At 70.8% G+C, this 16,732-nt stretch carries 19 protein-coding genes and 1 tRNA gene; 12 read left to right on the top strand and 8 right to left on the bottom strand.

The genetic code is table 11. From position 1 onward, the window contains the following. The first annotated feature begins 205 nt into the window (after window positions 1-205). Entirely contained in the window at window positions 206-412 is a 207-nt protein-coding gene (locus tag FKD65_RS28240; RefSeq protein ID WP_141580485.1) for a hypothetical protein, read from the top strand. A gap of 251 nt (window positions 413-663) precedes the next feature. On the opposite strand, the gene FKD65_RS28235 is transcribed toward FKD65_RS28240, so the two are convergent. From FKD65_RS28235 to FKD65_RS28225, 3 genes are all read right to left on the bottom strand, one after another. Continuing rightward, a complete protein-coding gene (locus FKD65_RS28235; RefSeq protein ID WP_141580483.1) occupies window positions 664-1,251 on the bottom strand; it encodes a guanylate kinase in 588 nt (195 codons plus the stop codon). Continuing rightward, a complete protein-coding gene (locus FKD65_RS28230; protein WP_168221223.1) occupies window positions 1,248-2,276 on the bottom strand; it encodes an AAA family ATPase in 1,029 nt (342 codons plus the stop codon). Before FKD65_RS28230 ends, FKD65_RS28235 begins: the two co-directional genes overlap by 4 nt. 276 nt (window positions 2,277-2,552) lie before the next feature. Continuing rightward, window positions 2,553-2,939, bottom strand: coding sequence for a winged helix-turn-helix domain-containing protein (locus FKD65_RS28225; protein ID WP_141580479.1), 387 nt, complete (start codon window positions 2,937-2,939; stop codon window positions 2,553-2,555). A gap of 141 nt (window positions 2,940-3,080) precedes the next feature. Here FKD65_RS28225 and FKD65_RS28220 point away from each other — a divergent pair, with 141 nt between their 5' ends. From FKD65_RS28220 to FKD65_RS45790, 10 genes are all read left to right on the top strand, one after another. Beyond that, a complete protein-coding gene (locus FKD65_RS28220) occupies window positions 3,081-3,455 on the top strand; it encodes a hypothetical protein (RefSeq protein WP_141580477.1) in 375 nt (124 codons plus the stop codon). A gap of 14 nt (window positions 3,456-3,469) precedes the next feature. Then, complete coding sequence (locus FKD65_RS28215) at window positions 3,470-4,810, top strand: FtsK/SpoIIIE domain-containing protein (protein ID WP_141580474.1); 1,341 nt, start codon at window positions 3,470-3,472, stop codon at window positions 4,808-4,810. Window positions 4,811-4,877: 67 nt separating this feature from the next. Continuing rightward, entirely contained in the window at window positions 4,878-5,216 is a 339-nt protein-coding gene (locus FKD65_RS28210; RefSeq protein ID WP_141580472.1) for a hypothetical protein, read from the top strand. Beyond that, window positions 5,216-6,061, top strand: coding sequence for a DUF2637 domain-containing protein (locus tag FKD65_RS28205; RefSeq protein WP_141580470.1), 846 nt, complete (start codon window positions 5,216-5,218; stop codon window positions 6,059-6,061). Before FKD65_RS28210 ends, FKD65_RS28205 begins: the two co-directional genes overlap by 1 nt. Window positions 6,062-6,080: 19 nt before the next feature. Then, window positions 6,081-6,488, top strand: coding sequence for a hypothetical protein (locus FKD65_RS28200; RefSeq protein WP_141580468.1), 408 nt, complete (start codon window positions 6,081-6,083; stop codon window positions 6,486-6,488). Beyond that, a complete protein-coding gene (locus FKD65_RS44470; RefSeq protein ID WP_168221222.1) occupies window positions 6,488-6,637 on the top strand; it encodes a hypothetical protein in 150 nt (49 codons plus the stop codon). The genes FKD65_RS28200 and FKD65_RS44470 overlap by 1 nt, the downstream gene beginning before the upstream one ends. 16 nt (window positions 6,638-6,653) lie before the next feature. Next, entirely contained in the window at window positions 6,654-6,809 is a 156-nt protein-coding gene (locus FKD65_RS44465) for a hypothetical protein (RefSeq protein ID WP_168221221.1), read from the top strand. Between the two features lie 93 nt (window positions 6,810-6,902). Beyond that, window positions 6,903-8,303: a replication initiator gene (locus FKD65_RS28195; protein WP_368367139.1), complete on the top strand. Its 1,401-nt coding sequence runs from the start codon at window positions 6,903-6,905 to the stop codon at window positions 8,301-8,303. 25 nt (window positions 8,304-8,328) lie between these two features. After that, the gene (locus tag FKD65_RS28190; protein WP_141587130.1) at window positions 8,329-8,517 is read left to right on the top strand and encodes an AlpA family transcriptional regulator; all 189 of its coding nucleotides are present in this window, start codon (window positions 8,329-8,331) and stop codon (window positions 8,515-8,517) included. After that, entirely contained in the window at window positions 8,517-9,908 is a 1,392-nt protein-coding gene (locus FKD65_RS45790) for a tyrosine-type recombinase/integrase (RefSeq protein WP_141580466.1), read from the top strand. Before FKD65_RS28190 ends, FKD65_RS45790 begins: the two co-directional genes overlap by 1 nt. A gap of 121 nt (window positions 9,909-10,029) precedes the next feature. Here the strand turns inward: FKD65_RS45790 and FKD65_RS28180 are convergent. Further along, window positions 10,030-10,111 (bottom strand) — tRNA-Tyr (locus FKD65_RS28180). Between the two features lie 128 nt (window positions 10,112-10,239). Between FKD65_RS28180 and FKD65_RS28175 the strand changes: the two genes are divergently transcribed. After that, entirely contained in the window at window positions 10,240-10,728 is a 489-nt protein-coding gene (locus FKD65_RS28175) for a YajQ family cyclic di-GMP-binding protein (RefSeq protein WP_141580464.1), read from the top strand. A gap of 94 nt (window positions 10,729-10,822) precedes the next feature. Here FKD65_RS28175 and htpX read toward each other — a convergent pair whose 3' ends face one another. The 4 genes from htpX to FKD65_RS28155 form a co-directional block, all read right to left on the bottom strand. After that, window positions 10,823-11,677, bottom strand: coding sequence for a zinc metalloprotease HtpX (gene htpX, locus FKD65_RS28170; RefSeq protein ID WP_205718920.1), 855 nt, complete (start codon window positions 11,675-11,677; stop codon window positions 10,823-10,825). A 77-nt stretch (window positions 11,678-11,754) separates the two neighbouring features. Then, window positions 11,755-13,242, bottom strand: coding sequence for an NADH-quinone oxidoreductase subunit N (locus FKD65_RS28165; RefSeq protein ID WP_141580460.1), 1,488 nt, complete (start codon window positions 13,240-13,242; stop codon window positions 11,755-11,757). Continuing rightward, window positions 13,242-14,750: a NuoM family protein gene (locus tag FKD65_RS28160; RefSeq protein ID WP_368367138.1), complete on the bottom strand. Its 1,509-nt coding sequence runs from the start codon at window positions 14,748-14,750 to the stop codon at window positions 13,242-13,244. The genes FKD65_RS28165 and FKD65_RS28160 overlap by 1 nt, the downstream gene beginning before the upstream one ends. Then, window positions 14,747-16,654, bottom strand: a complete 1,908-nt coding sequence (locus FKD65_RS28155) for an NADH-quinone oxidoreductase subunit L (RefSeq protein ID WP_141580458.1) — start codon at window positions 16,652-16,654, stop codon at window positions 14,747-14,749. Before FKD65_RS28155 ends, FKD65_RS28160 begins: the two co-directional genes overlap by 4 nt. Window positions 16,655-16,732: the final 78 nt, after the last annotated feature.

Raw genomic sequence — 16,732 nt, 5'->3', positions numbered from 1 at the left:
CCCAGCGTCGTCACTGGACGGGGCCCGGTTGACAGGACCGGTCCCGGAGGGGGAGGCGAAGGTCGTGCGGTTGGTGCTTTCTCCCCCGGAGGCGCCAGCCGCGCGGCCTTTGCCCGGTCGTCGGGCGCGCCTGCTGTTGAACCGGCTGAGGCGTGAGCTTCGCCGTGACGGCTGGGTCGCCGAACGCCGTTATGGCGACGAGCCGGTGAGGTTGCGCGTCTACTCCGCGGCGGCGCCGTGCGTAGGCGAGAGCGTCATGGCCGTGGAGTCGGCGGGCGGCTGCTGGTACGTCTCCAGTACGGGGAGCCTGCTGGCGCCGTGCGGGCGCGTCGACCTGGCCGTGAGAGAGGTTGGGGCGCTGCTGCTTCCGATCGTCCGGGCCGCCACGGTGCATCCGGCCGGTGCGCGATGACGGACGAGGGCCTTGGGTTGGCGCCGGCGGCGGCCAAAGAGCTGCGCGAGCGGTATGGGGCGGTGTGCTGGTGGGGTCGTTCCACGCGAACGTTCTGGGCGCTGGTTGAGGTTGGGGACGGCAAGCGTCTTGTGGAGGCGTTGTCGCCCCGAGAGCTGGTCACGGCTATCAGGCATCCGGACGGGTGGCCGTGGCCCTGATCGCCGCGCGGCGGGGACGGCGGGGGCGCCCAACCCCGCCGCGCGGCCCTGTCATCCCAGGTTGGGGATGGCCGCCGGTTGGCGTGTGTCGGCGGCTACCGCTTCGGTGATCTGCCGGGCGACCTCGTCGGGCCCTGCCCGGTCGGTCCGGATGACGAGGTTGAACACCGGTCGATCGGCTGCCGCCTGGACGTCGCGGTAGGTCTCGTCCCACGCTGCTAGGCGCCTGGGGGTGTCGACGTCGCCGCGGTGCGGGGACCGCTCGGCGCACACCGCACGCGGGATCCAGAGGAGGACGCTCGTCCACTCCATCGGGGCGCCGGTTCGTAGGCGTTCCAGGTCAGCGACGTTGCCCATGTGGACGATGGGAACGCGGCCGACCTCGACCAGCGCCGTGATGTCGCGGCGGTCGATGGCGTAGACGTTGCCGTAGCGGTGGGTCTCCACGACCAGTCGGCCGGTGCTGCGGAGGTCGTCCAACTCGGCCGGTGAGACGAGGCGGTAGCCGGTGCTGCGGCCGGTGCCGTACTTGAGCTTGGGCAGCAGGGCGTACCGGTCGTCCTGGCGGATCAGAGCAGTCGTGGCCGTGTCCTTGCCGCTGGTCGGTGGGCCGTAGAGGATGACGCCTTGCCTGGTCACCCCAGCACTCTATGCAGCGCGTCGCGCGTCTGGTCGGCGACGGTGATCGCCGAACCGTACCGGTTGTCAACGGTGAGGTGGACGCCGGGCGGGCTGCTCTCGGTGTTGAGGCCGTTGGCGTACTCGTCCCAGTTAGCCAGCTTCCAGGCATCGCGGGGGGCGTCGCGGAACTCGATGTACTCGCGCATGGAGTCGACGTCACAGCGAACCCAGATCACGGCCACGTCTACGCCCTTGGCCTGGCATCGGTTCGTCAGGCGGCGCAACCATGCCTTGTCGTTCAGTTCGGCGATGAACGGGGCGGCGAGAATGGTGGAGATCCCGCAGTCGAGATTGTCGTTGGCGGTGTCCATGAGGCACTTGTATTCCAGTGGCCTGACCTCGTTCAGGTAGAGGTCGGTGTGCCGGTCGTGCGGGTCGCCGTTCAGCAAGACCAGTAGGCGTTCGGTCAGGCGGCGGGTGATCGAGTCCTTGTCCAGGAAGGCCCAACCGGAGATGTCGCCCAGGAAGCGGGCGAACTCGGTCTTGCCTGACCCGGCGTACCCGCCGACCAGGACGAGGGTGGTCGTCGTGACGCTGCCCGTCATGGCTCGGCCTCGCCACGCGCTGACCACGCGGGCCTTCAGGGCGTCGCCGGCCGTGCGGTCTTGGTCCTGGGAGCGGTCGGACACGCGGTCCAGGCCCTCGGTGATGGTGTCGGCGGCGGCCTCGGTGGCGGCGGGGCTGAGGGGGCTCGGCAAGGGGAGGGTGAGTTCCCCGGCCTCCTCGGCGGGCAGCGGGAGGCGGAACCCTAGCTCCGGCTCGGTGGCCTGGTACATGAGGCAGTAGGCGCGGCGGTAGTGCGGTCCGGGGTAGGAGTTGCCGTTCTCGTGCCCCCACAGGGTCTGAAAGTTCGCCGCGACCCTGAGCCCTCCCCGGTCGGCAACCTCGCGCAGCTTCTCCCCTGCGGCCTCCAGGCTGAGCCCGTGGCTCTCTCGGCGTTCGCGGAGTCTGGAAGGTTCCCAACCGGCTCGCGGCTTGGTCATGCTCATTGCTCAGCCTTTCCGTTCACCGCAGACACCGGCTCGTTCCGGGGGCGCTCGGTTGTCTGCGCGGGGCGCGTGAAAGCGGACGTATAAACAGGCGTGAAAGAACCCGACGAGGAGCTAGTGATGGGCTTCGGGGGCCTCCTGGACTGGAATATGCGTCAGTCGGCTGAGACGCGGATCACGTCGGGAGGCGGTCATCGGTGGCGGGGTACGGCGAGCAAGCGAGCACTCCTCAGGAGCAGTTAGATCTGATCTTGGCGGAGCTGGAGGGGCTCATTTGCCGGGTTGATCTGCTGGCGTCTGCTCTTGAAACACGGTCTGCTCAATCCGCGCGACCCGCTCGCCCAGCTCGCGGACAGCGGCCAGAACCTCGGTGAGCTGCCTCATGGTCACGTCGCCGTTGTCGGCTGCCGGGCTCAGTAGGGCCTTGTCTCTCTGGTCGCGGACGAACACACCCTTGCCCTGCTGGCCGATGACCAGGCCCTCGGTGCGCAACACGCTGATGGCGGCTTTCACCACGCCGGCGGACACCTCGTACTCCTCGCGCAAGCGGGCGATGGACGGCAGGGACTCCCCCGCGGCAAGGCGCCCGTCCTGGATCTGTCGCCGCAGGTCATCGGCGATCTGTAGATATCCGGGCTGCCCGGTCCTTCTGACCATCGTCCGCCTTCCGCGTCGGGGGCTCCGGCACAAGTTCAGCACAGGCGGACGGCCAAGGAAACCATGGCGTCCTTGACAACTTAGACAGCCAAGTCGACTATGTTGTCTATGTGATCGATCCTCGAACCACGGAGGTACTTCGTGCGCAACATCCCGGTGGACGTGTCGGCGCTGACGTTCGTGTGCGTGTCGCCGCCGCGTCCCAAGCTGGTCAACCAGGACACGGGCGAGGTGAAGACGGACCGCAACGGCCAGACGGTGTTCACGGTGGGTCTGTCGGCTGCCGACCCGATGGGGCGGGTGGATCTGCTCAACGTGGCGGTGACCGGCGACCAGTCGGTGACGCTCGGGGAGGTCGTGACCCCGGTGGGCCTGGTGGCCTTCCCGTGGGAAGCGGTCCTGGGCGGTGAGAAGCGGTGGGGCGTGGCCTACCGCGCTGAGCGCATCGCGCCCGTGTCCGCCGTCCCCTCGTCGGGTTCGGCGTCGGATGCGTCCGCTCCGGCGGGCGTGGCCTGAACGGGGCGCCCGTCGTGACTGACTTCGTTCTGGTGCTCGGGGTCCTGGCCGCTGCGGCGGTCGGGCTCTGGGCCTGGCGCCGATACCACCCGGTGTCGTTCTGGTACGGCGTCGCCTTCCCCGCCCGCGCGGCGCTCGTCTACCTGACGTGGCATCACGTCGCCTCGGGCTGCAAGCTCACCCGCAACCGGCGCCGGTACCGCCTCACCCTGGACGCTATCCCCGTCGTCGGGCCTGCTTCCCGCTCGGCTGCAACCGTGGTCGAGCACAAGCGGCGGGTACGGCGGGTCGACGTCGAACGCTCCCCCCGCCTCGGCATCCTGCGGCCGACCCGGCTGGGGTGGCGCATGCGCCTGCGGCTACACGACGGGCAAGTCCCGGCCGACTACGAAAAGGCGGCGGAGGGGATCGCGCACGCCTGGCGCGTGCACTCGGTGCGCGTGGTCGACGTGCGGCCGGGCTTCGTCACGCTGTGGGCCACGATGCGTGACCCGCTCACCGAGGTGACCCTGTCGCCGGCACCGGTCGAACTGCTGCGGGTACGGCCGGGACGGCTGGAGAACGGGCACGACTGGATGATCGACTTCCGCACGGTGCCGCACTGGCTCAACGCCGGGGCAACGCAGTCAGGTAAGTCCAACCTGGCCAACGCGATCATCCGTGACCTGGCTCCGCAACCGGTCGCCCTGGTCGGCTTCGACCTCAAAGGCGGGGTCGAGTTCACCCCCTACGCCCCGCGCCTGTCGGCGCTGGCCACGACCCGCAAAGAGTCCGTCGATCTGCTGGCCGATCTGGTGGGTGAAGTCGAGAACCGCATGGCGCTGTGCCGGGCTCATGGTGCGCGCAACGTGTGGACGTTGCCGGAAGCGCTGCGGCCGGTGCCGGTGGTGGTCCTGGTGGACGAGGTCGCCGAACTGTTCCTCATGGCCGACAAGTCCGAGAAGGACGAGGTGTCCAAGACCGCAACCGCGCTCCTGCGAGTCGCCCAGCTCGGGCGGGCGTTCGCGGTCTACCTGGTGATCTGCGGGCAGCGGATCGGCTCGGACCTGGGTCCCGGCGTCACCGCACTACGCGCCCAGCTGTCCGGGCGGGTGTGCCACCGGGTCAACGATCCCGAAACCGCGAACATGACGCTGGGCGACCTGGACCCGGCCGCCCTGGACGTCGCCCGCGCTATCGCGGCCGAAACGCCGGGTGTGTGCGTGGTCGCCGGTCAAGACGGCTCGTGGCACCTGGCCCGCTCGGTCTACGTCCCCGAACACGAAGCCGAACAAGCCGCACACGACTACGCGCACCTGACCCCGCTCTGGGAGACCCTCGTCGGCTCGGTCCCGGCCGTCAACCCGGCCGCGTAGCCACCTCTCCCCCCCGCCTTCCCGGCTCGGCGTGAGCCCTGATCCGCGCCACGTCCCTACCCGACCCATGCCCGAAATCGTTGGAGGCTGCCCGATGGTCGTCCGCGTCCGCTCCCTTCGTCCCCGTCCTCGCCCCCGGTTCCTCGCCGTCCCATCCCCGTCCTCGCCGTTCTCGGCCTCGTCCTCGCGGTCGTCCCGGTCGAGGGCGGTGTCGTCCTGGGACGTGTGGCCGGTCGGGATCGAGTGGGACGAGTTCCGCTCACTGCACATCGCCCGCTGCCAGCAGTGCGCCGACTCGTTCGCCTCCTCGTCCCCGATGGAGGCCGACGACTGGGCCGACGTCCACCACTGTGACCCTGAGCTGATGGCGCTGCTCGCGCTGGTCACCGACCGGCGGGCGGCGTGATGCGGCGGCTTGCCGGGGCGGTGGCCGATTCGGGGCCGGTGGTGGTCCTGGCCGGGATCGCGGCAGCGGGGTCGTTCACCCACATCCGCGACACGGCGACCGAGCACGGTCAGCGCGGGTGGATGGCCTGGGCCATCGCGGTCTGCATAGACCTCACCTGCGTCATGGCGGCGGGCGAACGGCAGCGGGACAAGCGCACCGGGCGGAAGACGGGGCGGCTGTCGTGGCCGACCCTCGTCCTGGTCGGCGGAATCCTGCTGTCGCTGGCGGCCAACCTGGCGCAGGCCGATCCCTCGGTCTGGGGCTGGATCACCGCGGGGACTCCGGCGGGCGCGTTCCTGGTCGCGGTCTCGATGCTGGAGCGCCGAAAGGCCGGCACCCGTGCGGGGGCTACGGACCCGGCAGCCTCGGACGTCCTGGCCGTCCCGGACTCCTTCGGCCACCCGTCCCCGTCCTCGTCCCCGTCCGGCTCGTCGGACGTTCCGTCCCCGTCCTCGTCGCCGTGGGTGGTCTGGGAGGCCGACCGCCCCCAAACCGCTGCCGCCGTCCCGTCCGCCCCCGGCCCGAACCGCGACGAGGACGAGGACGAGGACGGGGACGGGGACGGCCAGACCTCCATCCCCGTCCCCGCCGACCAGTCCGCCCTGTCGCCGTCCGCCTCGTCTTCGTCGCCGGGGGCGGGGCCGCTGGTCGAGTTCGCGCGCCGTGTCGCTTCCGAGCATGAAAGCCGGCACGGGCGCCCGATCACGCGTGACGTGCTGCGCGCTCGGCTCGGGGTGTCCAACCAGCTCGCTTCCGATCTTCTCCGCCAGCTCCGCACCCAAGAAACCGCGTCCCTCTCCTGACCTTCTGGAGGAATCCGCCATGACCGCCCCTACCGAACGCCCCGTTCACCCGTCTCCGCTCGTGCCCGGTGACCTGTTCGCCCGTCACCAGATCGTCAGCGGCCTGCGGGCCCTGGCCGACTTCCTGGAAGCCAACCCCGCCGTACCGGTCAACGAGTACGGCCACGACTTCCTGTTCCCCGTCCGGGCCACGGACGAGACCTCGGCGGCGGCGCAGGTCGACCACGCGGCGGCCCTCCTGGGAGTCGACGTCTCCGACGAAACCCGCCGGGACGGGCACTACAGCGCCGAGCGCACCTTCGGGCGCATCACCTACCGCATCTACCACATCCCCGAACGGCGCCGGCGCCAGTACCGCGCCCAGGACAGCTACCAGGACAACATCCGCCTCGACCCCGACCAGGACGACGAGGGGCAGGCGGCCTGATGACTCCCGGTCAGAACCCGGCGGCCTCCCGCGTGCTCGCGACCTTCGCCCGGCCGGTCGTCGGGTGGGTGTGCGGAACGTGCGGCGGGGGCGGCGTCTCCTCCGACGGGTCCACCTGCCCCGACTGCAACGGCCACGGCCACACCTGACAGAAGGGGCCATCCGATGTTCTTCCGCCGCTGCGCCTTCATCGCCTTCTGGCTGGTCCTGGGCCTGTTCGCCCTCCGGCATCCCGGATCCGCCGCGGTGGCCGTCCGCGCTGTCTTCGAGGGCCTGGTCCTGCTAGCCGACGCGCTCTCGCTGCTGGTGTCGGCCTTGTAGTCCCCGGCGTGGCCGCCGTCGCCGGCAAGCAGGTGCGGCCACGCCGGGCCCATCACCCGCCCATCCAACAGACAGGCAGGAGACCCGTTCATCGTGCCCGATCCCGCCCCGGCCCCGCACATCGACGGTGTGGCCGCGCGTGACATGGCCAACCGGTACAACCGCGCCGACTTCCGCGCCTGGGCACGCCGCGCACACTCCACCGGAGGATGCGCCCAACCCGTCCACCTCCGCGGCCGCGTCACCCACCTGGACCCCCAAACCGGCCAGATCCTCCGGCACTACTCCACCGCCCAGGAGCCGGGCGGGGCGCTGCGGGTGGCGTGCAAGACCCGCCGCGCGTCGCGGTGCCCGGCGTGCGCTGAGACCTACCGCGCCGACACCTACCAACTCGTCCGCGCCGGACTGGTCGGCGGCAAGGGCGTCCCGGACACCGTCACCCAGCATCCGGCGGCGTTCGTCACCCTCACCGCGCCCTCATTCGGGCCGGTGCACACCCGCCGTACCGGCAAGGGCGGCGGCGTGGTCGCCTGCCGTCCTCGACGTGATGGCGGGACGTGTCCGCACGGGCGGCCGGTCTCCTGCACCGTCCGTCATGGCGCCGATGACCCGCGGCTCGGGCAACCGATCTGCCCCGACTGCTTCGACTACGCCGGCGCCGTGCTCTGGAACGCGCACGCTCCTGAGCTGTGGCGGCGGTTCACCCTGGCCTTCCGCCGCTACATCGCCCGATCGGCGGGCCTGCGGGTCTCCGACCTGCGTGAGGTCCTCACCGTGTCGTTCGCCAAGGTCGCCGAATACCAGCGGCGCGGCCTGGTCCACTTCCACGCCGTCATCCGCCTCGACGGACCCGGCGGCCCCGACGCATCCCCTCCCGCATGGGCAACCCTCGACCTCCTGAAGGCGGCCGTGGATCACGCGGCCGGAGCGGTGACGGTGTCGAGCCCGGCGACCGGGGACGTCCCGGCCAAAGAACACGTGTGGGGCTCACAGATCGACGTACGGCCCATCACCACCACGGGGGAACTCATCGATACGGCGGTGGCGGGCTACATCGCCAAGTACGCCACCAAAGCCGCCGAATGCGTCGGCACCCTCGACCGCCGCATACGCCCCACCGACGACCCGGCCGACCTACCCGTCTCCAGCCACGCGCGGCGACTCATCGCCGAATGCCTCCGCCTGGGTGCGCTGGAGGAGTTCGCGGGGCTTCGGCTTGCCGAGTGGGCCCACATGCTCGGCTTCCGCGGCCACTTCTCCACCAAATCCCGCCGCTACTCCACCACCCTCGGCGCACTCCGCGCCGCCCGCATCGAGCACAACCAGCACCAACACGACGACATCACCACCGGCCGCCTTCCCTTCGACGACGACCAGGTCCTCGTCGTCGCGCACTGGCGCTACCTCGGCCAAGGCATGACCCCCGGCGAAGCGCTCCTCACCGCTGCCCTCACTGGCAAGCCGCTTCCTCAACTAGACCCGTCTGGCTCCTGACTGCATGGAGAGGCATCACGTGGCCATGTCCGCGACACGCGACACGCTCACCGTTCCCGAAGTCTGCGCTGAGCTTCAGATCTCCCGGTCGACCTTCTATGACTGGCGTCAGAAGGGGCGCGCGCCCCTGTGCATCGTCCTGCCGAACGGCAGCCTTCGCATTCGCCGGCGGGACCTCGACCGCTGGCTGTCGGCCTGCGAGGACGCCGCCTGATGGACGACATCACGTATGACGTCCGCGTCTACAAGACCGATGTCTACAAGGGCAAGCGCGTCACGACCTACACCGTGCGGTGGAAGGTCGGTCGGAAGACCTGGAAAGAGGCGTTCCGGAACGCCGCGCAGGCCGACAGCTTCCGCTCGTCCCTCCTCACAGCGGCCCGAAAGGGTGAGGCGTTCGCCCTGAAGACCGGCCGTCCTCTCTCCTGGGAGCGGGAGGAGAAGGCGCTCACCTGGTTCACGTTCTCCCTCGACTACTGCGCGGCCAAGTGGCCGTACGCCTCCCCCAACCATCGGCGGGGCATCGCTGAGGCGCTCACTGACGCGACAGAGGCCCTCTTGACCACGGGCAAGGGCGCTCCGGCGGGCGGTCTGCTGCGGGAGGCCCTGCGGGCGTGGGCGTACAGCGGGCGCTTGCAGAACGGCGAGACCGAACCGCCGGAACACCTGGCCTCGGCCGTCCGGTGGCTGGAGCGGAACACGGTCGACATGAGCGACTTCGGGCCCGATCGGCAGGGGCCCCAGCTCGCCCGGCAAGTCCTCGACCGGCTGAGTCGTCGGCAGGACGGGACGCCGGCCGCGGGCAGCACGGCGACGCGTAAGCGGGCGACCTTCAACAACGCCATGGAGTTCGCCTGTGAGCGGCGCGTCCTGCCGGTCAACCCGTTGACCCTCGTGCGGTGGACTCGGCCGCGGGTGGCGCAGACGCTTGACCTTCGCGTGGTCGCCAACCCCGACCAGGCGCGGCGGCTCCTCGACGCCGTCCGGGCACAGGGCAAGCGCGGTGAGCGCATGGTGGCGTTCTTCGGCGTCATGTACTACGCCGCGCTGAGGCCAGAGGAAGCGGTCGACCTGCGGCGGGATCACCTCGTCCGCCTTCCGGATGACGGGTGGGGCGAGATGCGCCTTACGCACGCCGAACCGCGTAGCGGCTCGCGGTGGACGGACAGCGGGAAGCCGCGGGACCGGCAGCCTCTCAAGCATCGGGCGCCCGGCGAGACTCGGTCCGTGCCGATTCACCCCGAGCTCGTCACGCTGCTGCGCCACCACGTCAAGGCGTTCAACATCCCGGCCGGTGGCCGGTTGTTCGTCGGGCCGCGCGGCGGGATCATGACTGACCGGACCTACCTGGGGGCCTGGCGCAAGGCCAGAGAGACCGCGCTGAGCGAACGTGAGGCCGCCTCGCCCCTGGCTGAGACTCCGTATGCCCTGCGGCACGCGGCGGTGTCGACGTGGCTGGGGGCCGGGGTGCCGGCGGCTCAGGTGGCCGAGTGGGCCGGGCATAGCGTCGCCGTCCTGCTGCGCGTCTATGCCAAGTGCGTGGCCGGGCAAGAGGAGGACGCCATGCGCCGAATCAGTGAGGCGACCAGGCCAAAGAGCCCTTAGAACTTCGGCACGTATTCGGCACAGGCACCCGTAGAAGGCCGTTAACGATCAGAGACAGCCGGACACTACGAGAACAGCCCCCGACCGGGTTACGCCTGGTCAGGGGCTGTTTTCGCTGGTGTGGCGGGTGCAGGGTTCGAACCTGCGTAGGCTAAGCCGACGGATTTACAGTCCGCTCCCATTGGCCACTCGGGCAACCCGCCGTGGTGTTTCGCTGGAAAGGATAGCGGACCGTCGGGGTGGGTGTGACATCGAGGGCGGGCGTGCGGGGCGTGGGGAGTCGATACGCTCTGTGGATCAGTGATGCTGCTGCTGAGGGGATGTGTGGGCGATGGCCGACTCGTCGTTTGACATCGTGTCGAAGCTCGACCGGCAGGAGGTCGACAACGCGTTGAACCAGGCCGCCAAGGAGGTGGCGAACCGGTTCGACTTCCGGAACGTGGACGCGGGGATCAAGTGGTCCGGGGAGTCGATCGAGATCCAGGCGAACACCGAGGAGCGGGCGAACGCCGTCTTGGACGTGCTGAAGGACAAGCTCGTCAAGCGGGGGATCTCGCTGAAGGCGGTCGACCCGGGTGAGCCGAAGCTGTCCGGCAAGGTTTACAAGCTGGGCGTGGGCCTGAAGGAGGGCATCGCTCAGGAGGACGCCAAGAAGATCGGCAAGATCATCCGGGAAGAGGGGCCGAAGGGCGTGAAGGCCCAGGTCCAGGGGGACGAGTTGCGGGTCAGCTCGAAGAAGAGGGACGACCTCCAGCAGGTCATCTCCCTGTTGAAGGGCAAGGACCTCGATGTCGCCCTGCAGTTCGTGAACTACCGGTAGGACGAGGGGAGCGCGCCGGCCCCATCCCCCGCAGAAGTGGCCGGCGCGCTCTTGTGTGTTATGACGCGGCGGCGTCCGGAGTGGTTCGGGCGAATCAGCGGTGGCCTGCCATGCGCTCCAGGCGGGCGATGCGGTCCGCGGTCGGGGGGTGGGTGGAGAAGAGCTTGCCGATGCCGGCGCCCTGGAAGGGGTTGGCGATCATCAGGGAGCTGGTGGTGGCGAGCTCGGGGTCCTGCGGGAGCGGTAGGGCGCGGGTGCCCGCGTCGATCTTGCGGAGGGCCGAGGCCAGGGCGAGCGGGTCGCCGGTGAGGCGGGCGCCGGCGGCGTCGGCGGAGAACTCGCGGGTGCGGCTGATCGCCATCTGGACCACGGCGGCGGCGATGGGGCCGAGGACGAGCATCAGGAGGGCGCCGAGGATGCCGGGGCCCTCGTCGTCCTCGGAGCGTCCGATCGGCAGGAAGATCGCCAGGTGGGACAGGTAGGTGATCACGGTGGCGATCGCGGCGGCCACGGAGGCTATGAGGATGTCGCGGTTGTAGACGTGGGACAGCTCGTGGCCGAGGACGGCGCGCAGCTCCCGCTCGTCCAGCATCTGGAGGATGCCGCGGGTGCAGCAGACGGCGGCGTTGCGCGGGTTGCGGCCGGTGGCGAACGCGTTGGGCTGGCGGGTCTCGGAGACGAACAGGCGCGGCATGGGCTGGCGGGCGGAGGTCGACAGCTCCCGGACGAGCCGGTACAGCAGCGGCGCCTCGACCTCGCCGACCGGGTGGGCGAGCATCGAGCGCAGCGCGATCCGGTCGCTGAAGAAGTACGCGACGCCGTTGGTTCCGAGGGCTATGACCAGCGCGATCGCCAGGCCGGCGCCGCCGCCGAACGTCCAGCCGGCGGCCAGCATCAACGCCGACAGCGCGGCGATCAGTGCTGCCGTCCTGACGCCGTTGAACCGCACCTGCGCCGCCCTCCCCGTTGGTTCCGCCATGAACATCAACGGTTTGACCTGGGCGAACGTTCCCAAACGTTTTCGGGTTACGTGGCCTGCCCGACCGTCTGCAGGACGATCTGCGGCGCGACCGACAGCACGACCGCGCCGGCGGCCGCCGCGGTGATGGCGACGCGGACGGCCGGGCCGGGGGCGGCGTCGTAGTCCTCGCTGGTGGCGGCGGGTGTGAAGAGGCGGACCGCCCATGCGAGGTAGTAGTAGAGCCCGATCACCGTGTTGACCGCCATCACGACGGCGAGCCAGGTGACGCCGCCGGCGAGGGTGGCGCGGAACACGACGACCTTCGCGAACAACCCCATCACGCCGGGCGGCAGGCCGGCGAGGCAGATGAGGAAGAAGGCGAGGGCGGTGGCGACGGCGGGGCTGCGGCGGGCGAGGCCGCGGTAGTCGTCCAGGGTGTCCCGGCGGCCGGTGGCGGTGCCGCGGCGGCTGAAGCCGATCACGACGGCGAACGCGCCGATGTTCATGACGGCGTAGAGGGCGACGTAGGCGGTGGTGGCGGCGACGGCCTCGGGGAGGCGGCGCCCGCCGACCGCGAGGGGCGCGAGCATGTAGCCGGACTGGGCGACGGACGACCAGGCGAGCAGGCGGATCGCGGTCCGCTGGCGGAGCGCGGCGAGGTTCCCGAGAGTCATGGTGAGGGCGGCGAGGACGGCGATGACGGGCCCCCACACGTGCCCGTAGGCGGGCAGGCCCAGGGCGAGGACGATCGCGAGCCCGGCGAACCCGGCGGCCTTGGACACCACGGCGAGGAAGGCGGCGACGGGCAGCGGGGAGCCCTGGTAGACGTCCGGGGCCCAGAAGTGGAACGGGACGGCGGCGACCTTGAACGCGAACCCGGCGAGGACGAGCACCGAGCCGAGCGCGGCGACCGGGTCGAGGTCGGCGGGCAGGCGGGAGAGGGCGGGGGCGATCCGGTCCAGGTGCATGGCGCCGGTCGCGCCGTACACGAGGCTGATCCCGAACAGCATGACCGCGGTGGAGACGACGGAGACGAGGAACAGCTTGAGCGCGGCCTCGGAGGCCGTCCCGTCGTAGCGGCGCAGCGCGGTCAGCGCGAACACCGGGAGGGAGAGGGTCTCGAGCGCGACGAGGAGGAGGACGAGGTCGCGGGCCGCGACCAGGGAGAGGGCGCCGATGACGGCGGCGAGGAGCAGGAAGTGGTACTCCCCGACCGGGATCTTCGAGTCGGTGATCTCCTGGAGGGACAGCAGCACGACGATCACGGCGGCGCCGAGGATGATCCCCTGGAAGAGCAGGGTGAAGTCGTCCGCGACGTAGGAGCAGGAGGCGGGGCCGCCGGAGCGCAGGCCGTCCGGCAGGCAGAACGTGGCGCGGCGGTCGCCGGCGGCCAGCGCGATCACGGCGGCCAGCGCGACGGCGAGGGAGCCGCCCGACACCAGGGACAGGACGCGGCGCGGCGCGTCGAAGGCGTCGGCGAGCAGCAGCCCGATCGCGGCGACGGCGAGGACGAGCGGCGGCGCGATCGCCGCGTAGTCGATGCCCTGGATCATCAGCCGCCTCCGAACAGCGCGCGGACCGGACCCGTGGTCACGTCCAGCAGGGTCTTCGGCCAGAGGCCGACCAGCAGCGTCAGCGCGATCAGCGGCACCCAGGCGGCGTACTCCTGGGGGGAGACCGACGCGACCGGGCCGCGGGGGACGGCGACGCCGTCGGACGGCCCGTGGGTGAGCCTGGCGAGCATCCGCAGGAAGTAGGCGGCGGTCAGGACGGTGCCGAGCGCGGCGACCACCATGAACGTCACGAACGTCTCGCGGGGCAGGGCGGCGTGCGGGCGGTACGCGCCGATCAGGGCGAGCACCTCGCCCCAGAATCCGGCGAGCCCGGGGAGCCCGAGGGACGCGACGGACGCGAAGGTCAGGATCGAGGCCAGCCGCGGGGACGTGCTGAGCATGCCGCCGCCGATGGCGTTCATGTCGCCGGTGCCCCAGCGCTCCTTGACCGAGCCGGCGAGGAAGAACAGCAGGCCGGTGATGAGGCCGTGCGCGATGTTGCCGAACAGGGCGGCGTTGACACCGACGGGGGTGAGGGTCGCGATGCCGAGCAGGACGAACCCCATGTGCCCGACGGACGAGTAGGCGATCATCCGTTTGAGGTCGCGCTGGGCGAGGCAGGCGAGGGCGCCGTAGACGATCCCGATGACGGCGAGGAGGCCGAGCCACGGGGCCCAGACCTGGGCGCCGTCCGGGGCGAGCGGCAGCGCGACGCGGACGAGGCCGTAGGTGCCCATCTTCAGCAGCACGCCGGCCAGCAGGACGGATCCGACCGTCGGGGCCTCGGTGTGCGCGTCCGGCAGCCAGGTGTGCAGCGGCCACATCGGCGCCTTGACCGCGAACCCGATCCCCATCAGCGCGAACGCGGTGACCTGGAGGCCGTGCGAGAGGCCGGACCCGTGCCGGGCGGCCAGGTCGGTCATGTCGAGCGTGCCGGCCTCGGCGCCGACGAGCAGCATCCCGGCGAGCAGGAGGCCGGAGCCGAGGAGGGTGTAGAGGATGAACTTGGTGGCGGCGGCGCGGCGTCCCGTCCCGCCCCACAGCATGATCACCACGTACATGGGGACCAGGACGGTCTCGAAGAACACGAAGAACAGCACGAGGTCGAGCGCGACGAACGTGCCGAGCATCCCGACCTCGAGGACGAGCAGCAGCGCGGTCAGCAGCCGGATCCTGCCGCCTTCCGGCGGGTGCCGCAGCGTGTAGAGGAAACAGAGGAACGTCAGCAGGGCGGTCAGCACGACCAGGGGAAGGGAGATGCCGTCGACGCCGAGGTGGAAGCGGAGGCCGATGGCGGGCGCCCAGGCCCGGTCGACCTCCAGTTGCATCCGGGACGTGTCGCCGAAGTCGAACGCCGTCATGGCGGAGATCGCGACGAGCAGGGTCGCGGCGGACACGGCCGTCCCGAACGCGCGGACGGCGAAGCCGGTGCGCAGGAACCGGTTCGCCGGGACGAGCATCGCGAGCGCCCCGAGCAGCGGGATCGCCATCATCAGCACGAAGATCACTGGAAGATCACCACCGCGGCCGCGATGACGGCGACACCGGCGAGCAGGCCGGTGAGGTAGGTCTGCGGGTTTCCGTTCTGGACGTATCTGACCAGGCCGCCGAGACGCTGCGTGGCCCGTCCTGTGCCCGTGACGGCGGCGTCCACGCGTCTCTGGTCGAACAGGACGACGTGGCGTGCCAGCGTCTGGACGGGCCGGACGATGACCGCCGTGTAGAACTCGTCCACGAAGAAGGCCCGCGCGAAGACGGTACGGACCGGGCCGAGCGCGCGCGCGGGATCCACAGCCGGGTCACGGTTCCACACGAGGAACGCACCCCCGGCGCCCACGGCGAGGAGCAGGACGCTGAGCAGCGAGGCCCCGAGTTGGGGACGCAGCTCCGGGGCGCCGAGCCCGAAGAATCCGAGGATCGCGGCGGGAACGGCCAGCGCCGCCACGGTCCACGACATGATGCGTGCCGGATCGCGGACCTCGTACGCTCCGCGCCGTTCGCCGAAGAACGTCATCAGCCACGCGCGCATCGCATAGGCGGCCGTCAGGACGACCGTGACGAGCAACCCCAGATAGACCACCCATGCGATCCCGCCCGACACGCTGATCGACTGGGCTCCAGCGTCAGGGGCCTCCGAGAGGGGCGCGATCTCACCGCCGTGCAGGGCGGCGTGCTGGGCGGCTTCTATGACGGCGTCCTTGCTGAACCATCCGCTGAACGGCGGGACGCCCGCGAGAGCCGCGAAACCCACCGTCATCGACCAGAACGTGAGCGGCATGCCGCGCCGGAGCCCCCCGTAGTGGGCGAGCATGTTCGACCCCGCGATCACGATCACGCACCCGGCGGCGAGGAACAGCAGCGCCTTGAACGCCGCGTGGGTGAGGAGGTGGAAGACCGCGGCGGACCTCGCGCCCACCGCGAGCCCCGCCGCCATGACGGCGAGCTGGCTGATCGTGGAGTACGCCAGGACGCGTTTGAGGTCGTCCTGCGCGAGGGCCGCGCACGCCGAGCCGACCATGGAGACGACGGCGATGACGCCCAGCACGGCGAGCGCGGACGGGGCCGCGAGGAACACCCCGTACAGGCGGGCCACGACGTAGATCCCGGCCGCGACCATCGTCGCCGCGTGGATCAGGGCGCTGATCGGGGTCGGGCCCGCCATCGCGTCCGGGAGCCAGGTGTGCAGCGGGAACTGCGCGCTCTTGCCCGCGACCCCGGCGAGCAGCAGCAGCGCGGCCGCCGTCACCGTGGTCTGCGGCAGCTCACCCGCCATCCGGACGATCCGGTCGATCTGGAACGTCCCGGCGCCCACGCCGAGGACGATCACGCCGATGAGGAAGCCGACGTCGCCGAGCCGCGTGACCAGGAACGCCTTGACCGCCGCCCGCGAGTTGGCCCGGTCCTCCCAGTGGTGCCCGATCAGGAAGTACGAGCAGATGCCCATGACTTCCCAGCCCACGTACAGGACGAGGAGGTCGCCGGAGTAGACGACCAGCAGCATCGCGGAGGTGAACAGCGAGATGAACGCGGCGTAGGACGAGTACCGCCGGTCCTCCGACATGTACGCGACCGAGTAGACCTGGACGGCCAGCGCCACGCAGCAGACCATGAGCCCGACGACCGCGGCCAGGCCGTCCACCTGGAGCCCGACGCTGATCGGCACCGAGCCGGTGTCGACCAGCGTGAGCGCGCCGGTGCGCTCGCCCGGGTCGCGCCAGACGGCGAACGCGACGATCGCCGACAGGACGAGCGCCACCGCGACCGGCGCGCACGCGATCAGCGCCGGGCCGTTGCGCAGCGGCGAGCCCTCGGGGTCTCCGCGCAGCAGCCGGGTCAGGGACGGGCCGGACAGCATCCCGGCGAACGCGGCGATGAAGGGCAGCAGCGCGACGAGGGACGCGAGCCAGATCACGGCGACGCCTCCTCGCGCTCGGCCGCCGGTTCGGGATCGCCCCCGCGTCCGGTGGCCGCGTCGCGGGCGGCCCCCCGC

This window comes from Actinomadura sp. WMMA1423 (genome assembly GCF_006547145.1).
Classification (GTDB): domain Bacteria; phylum Actinomycetota; class Actinomycetes; order Streptosporangiales; family Streptosporangiaceae; genus Spirillospora.
The sequence above is the reverse complement of the archived record's forward strand: the minus strand, read 5'-3'. Positions and strand labels throughout refer to the sequence as shown.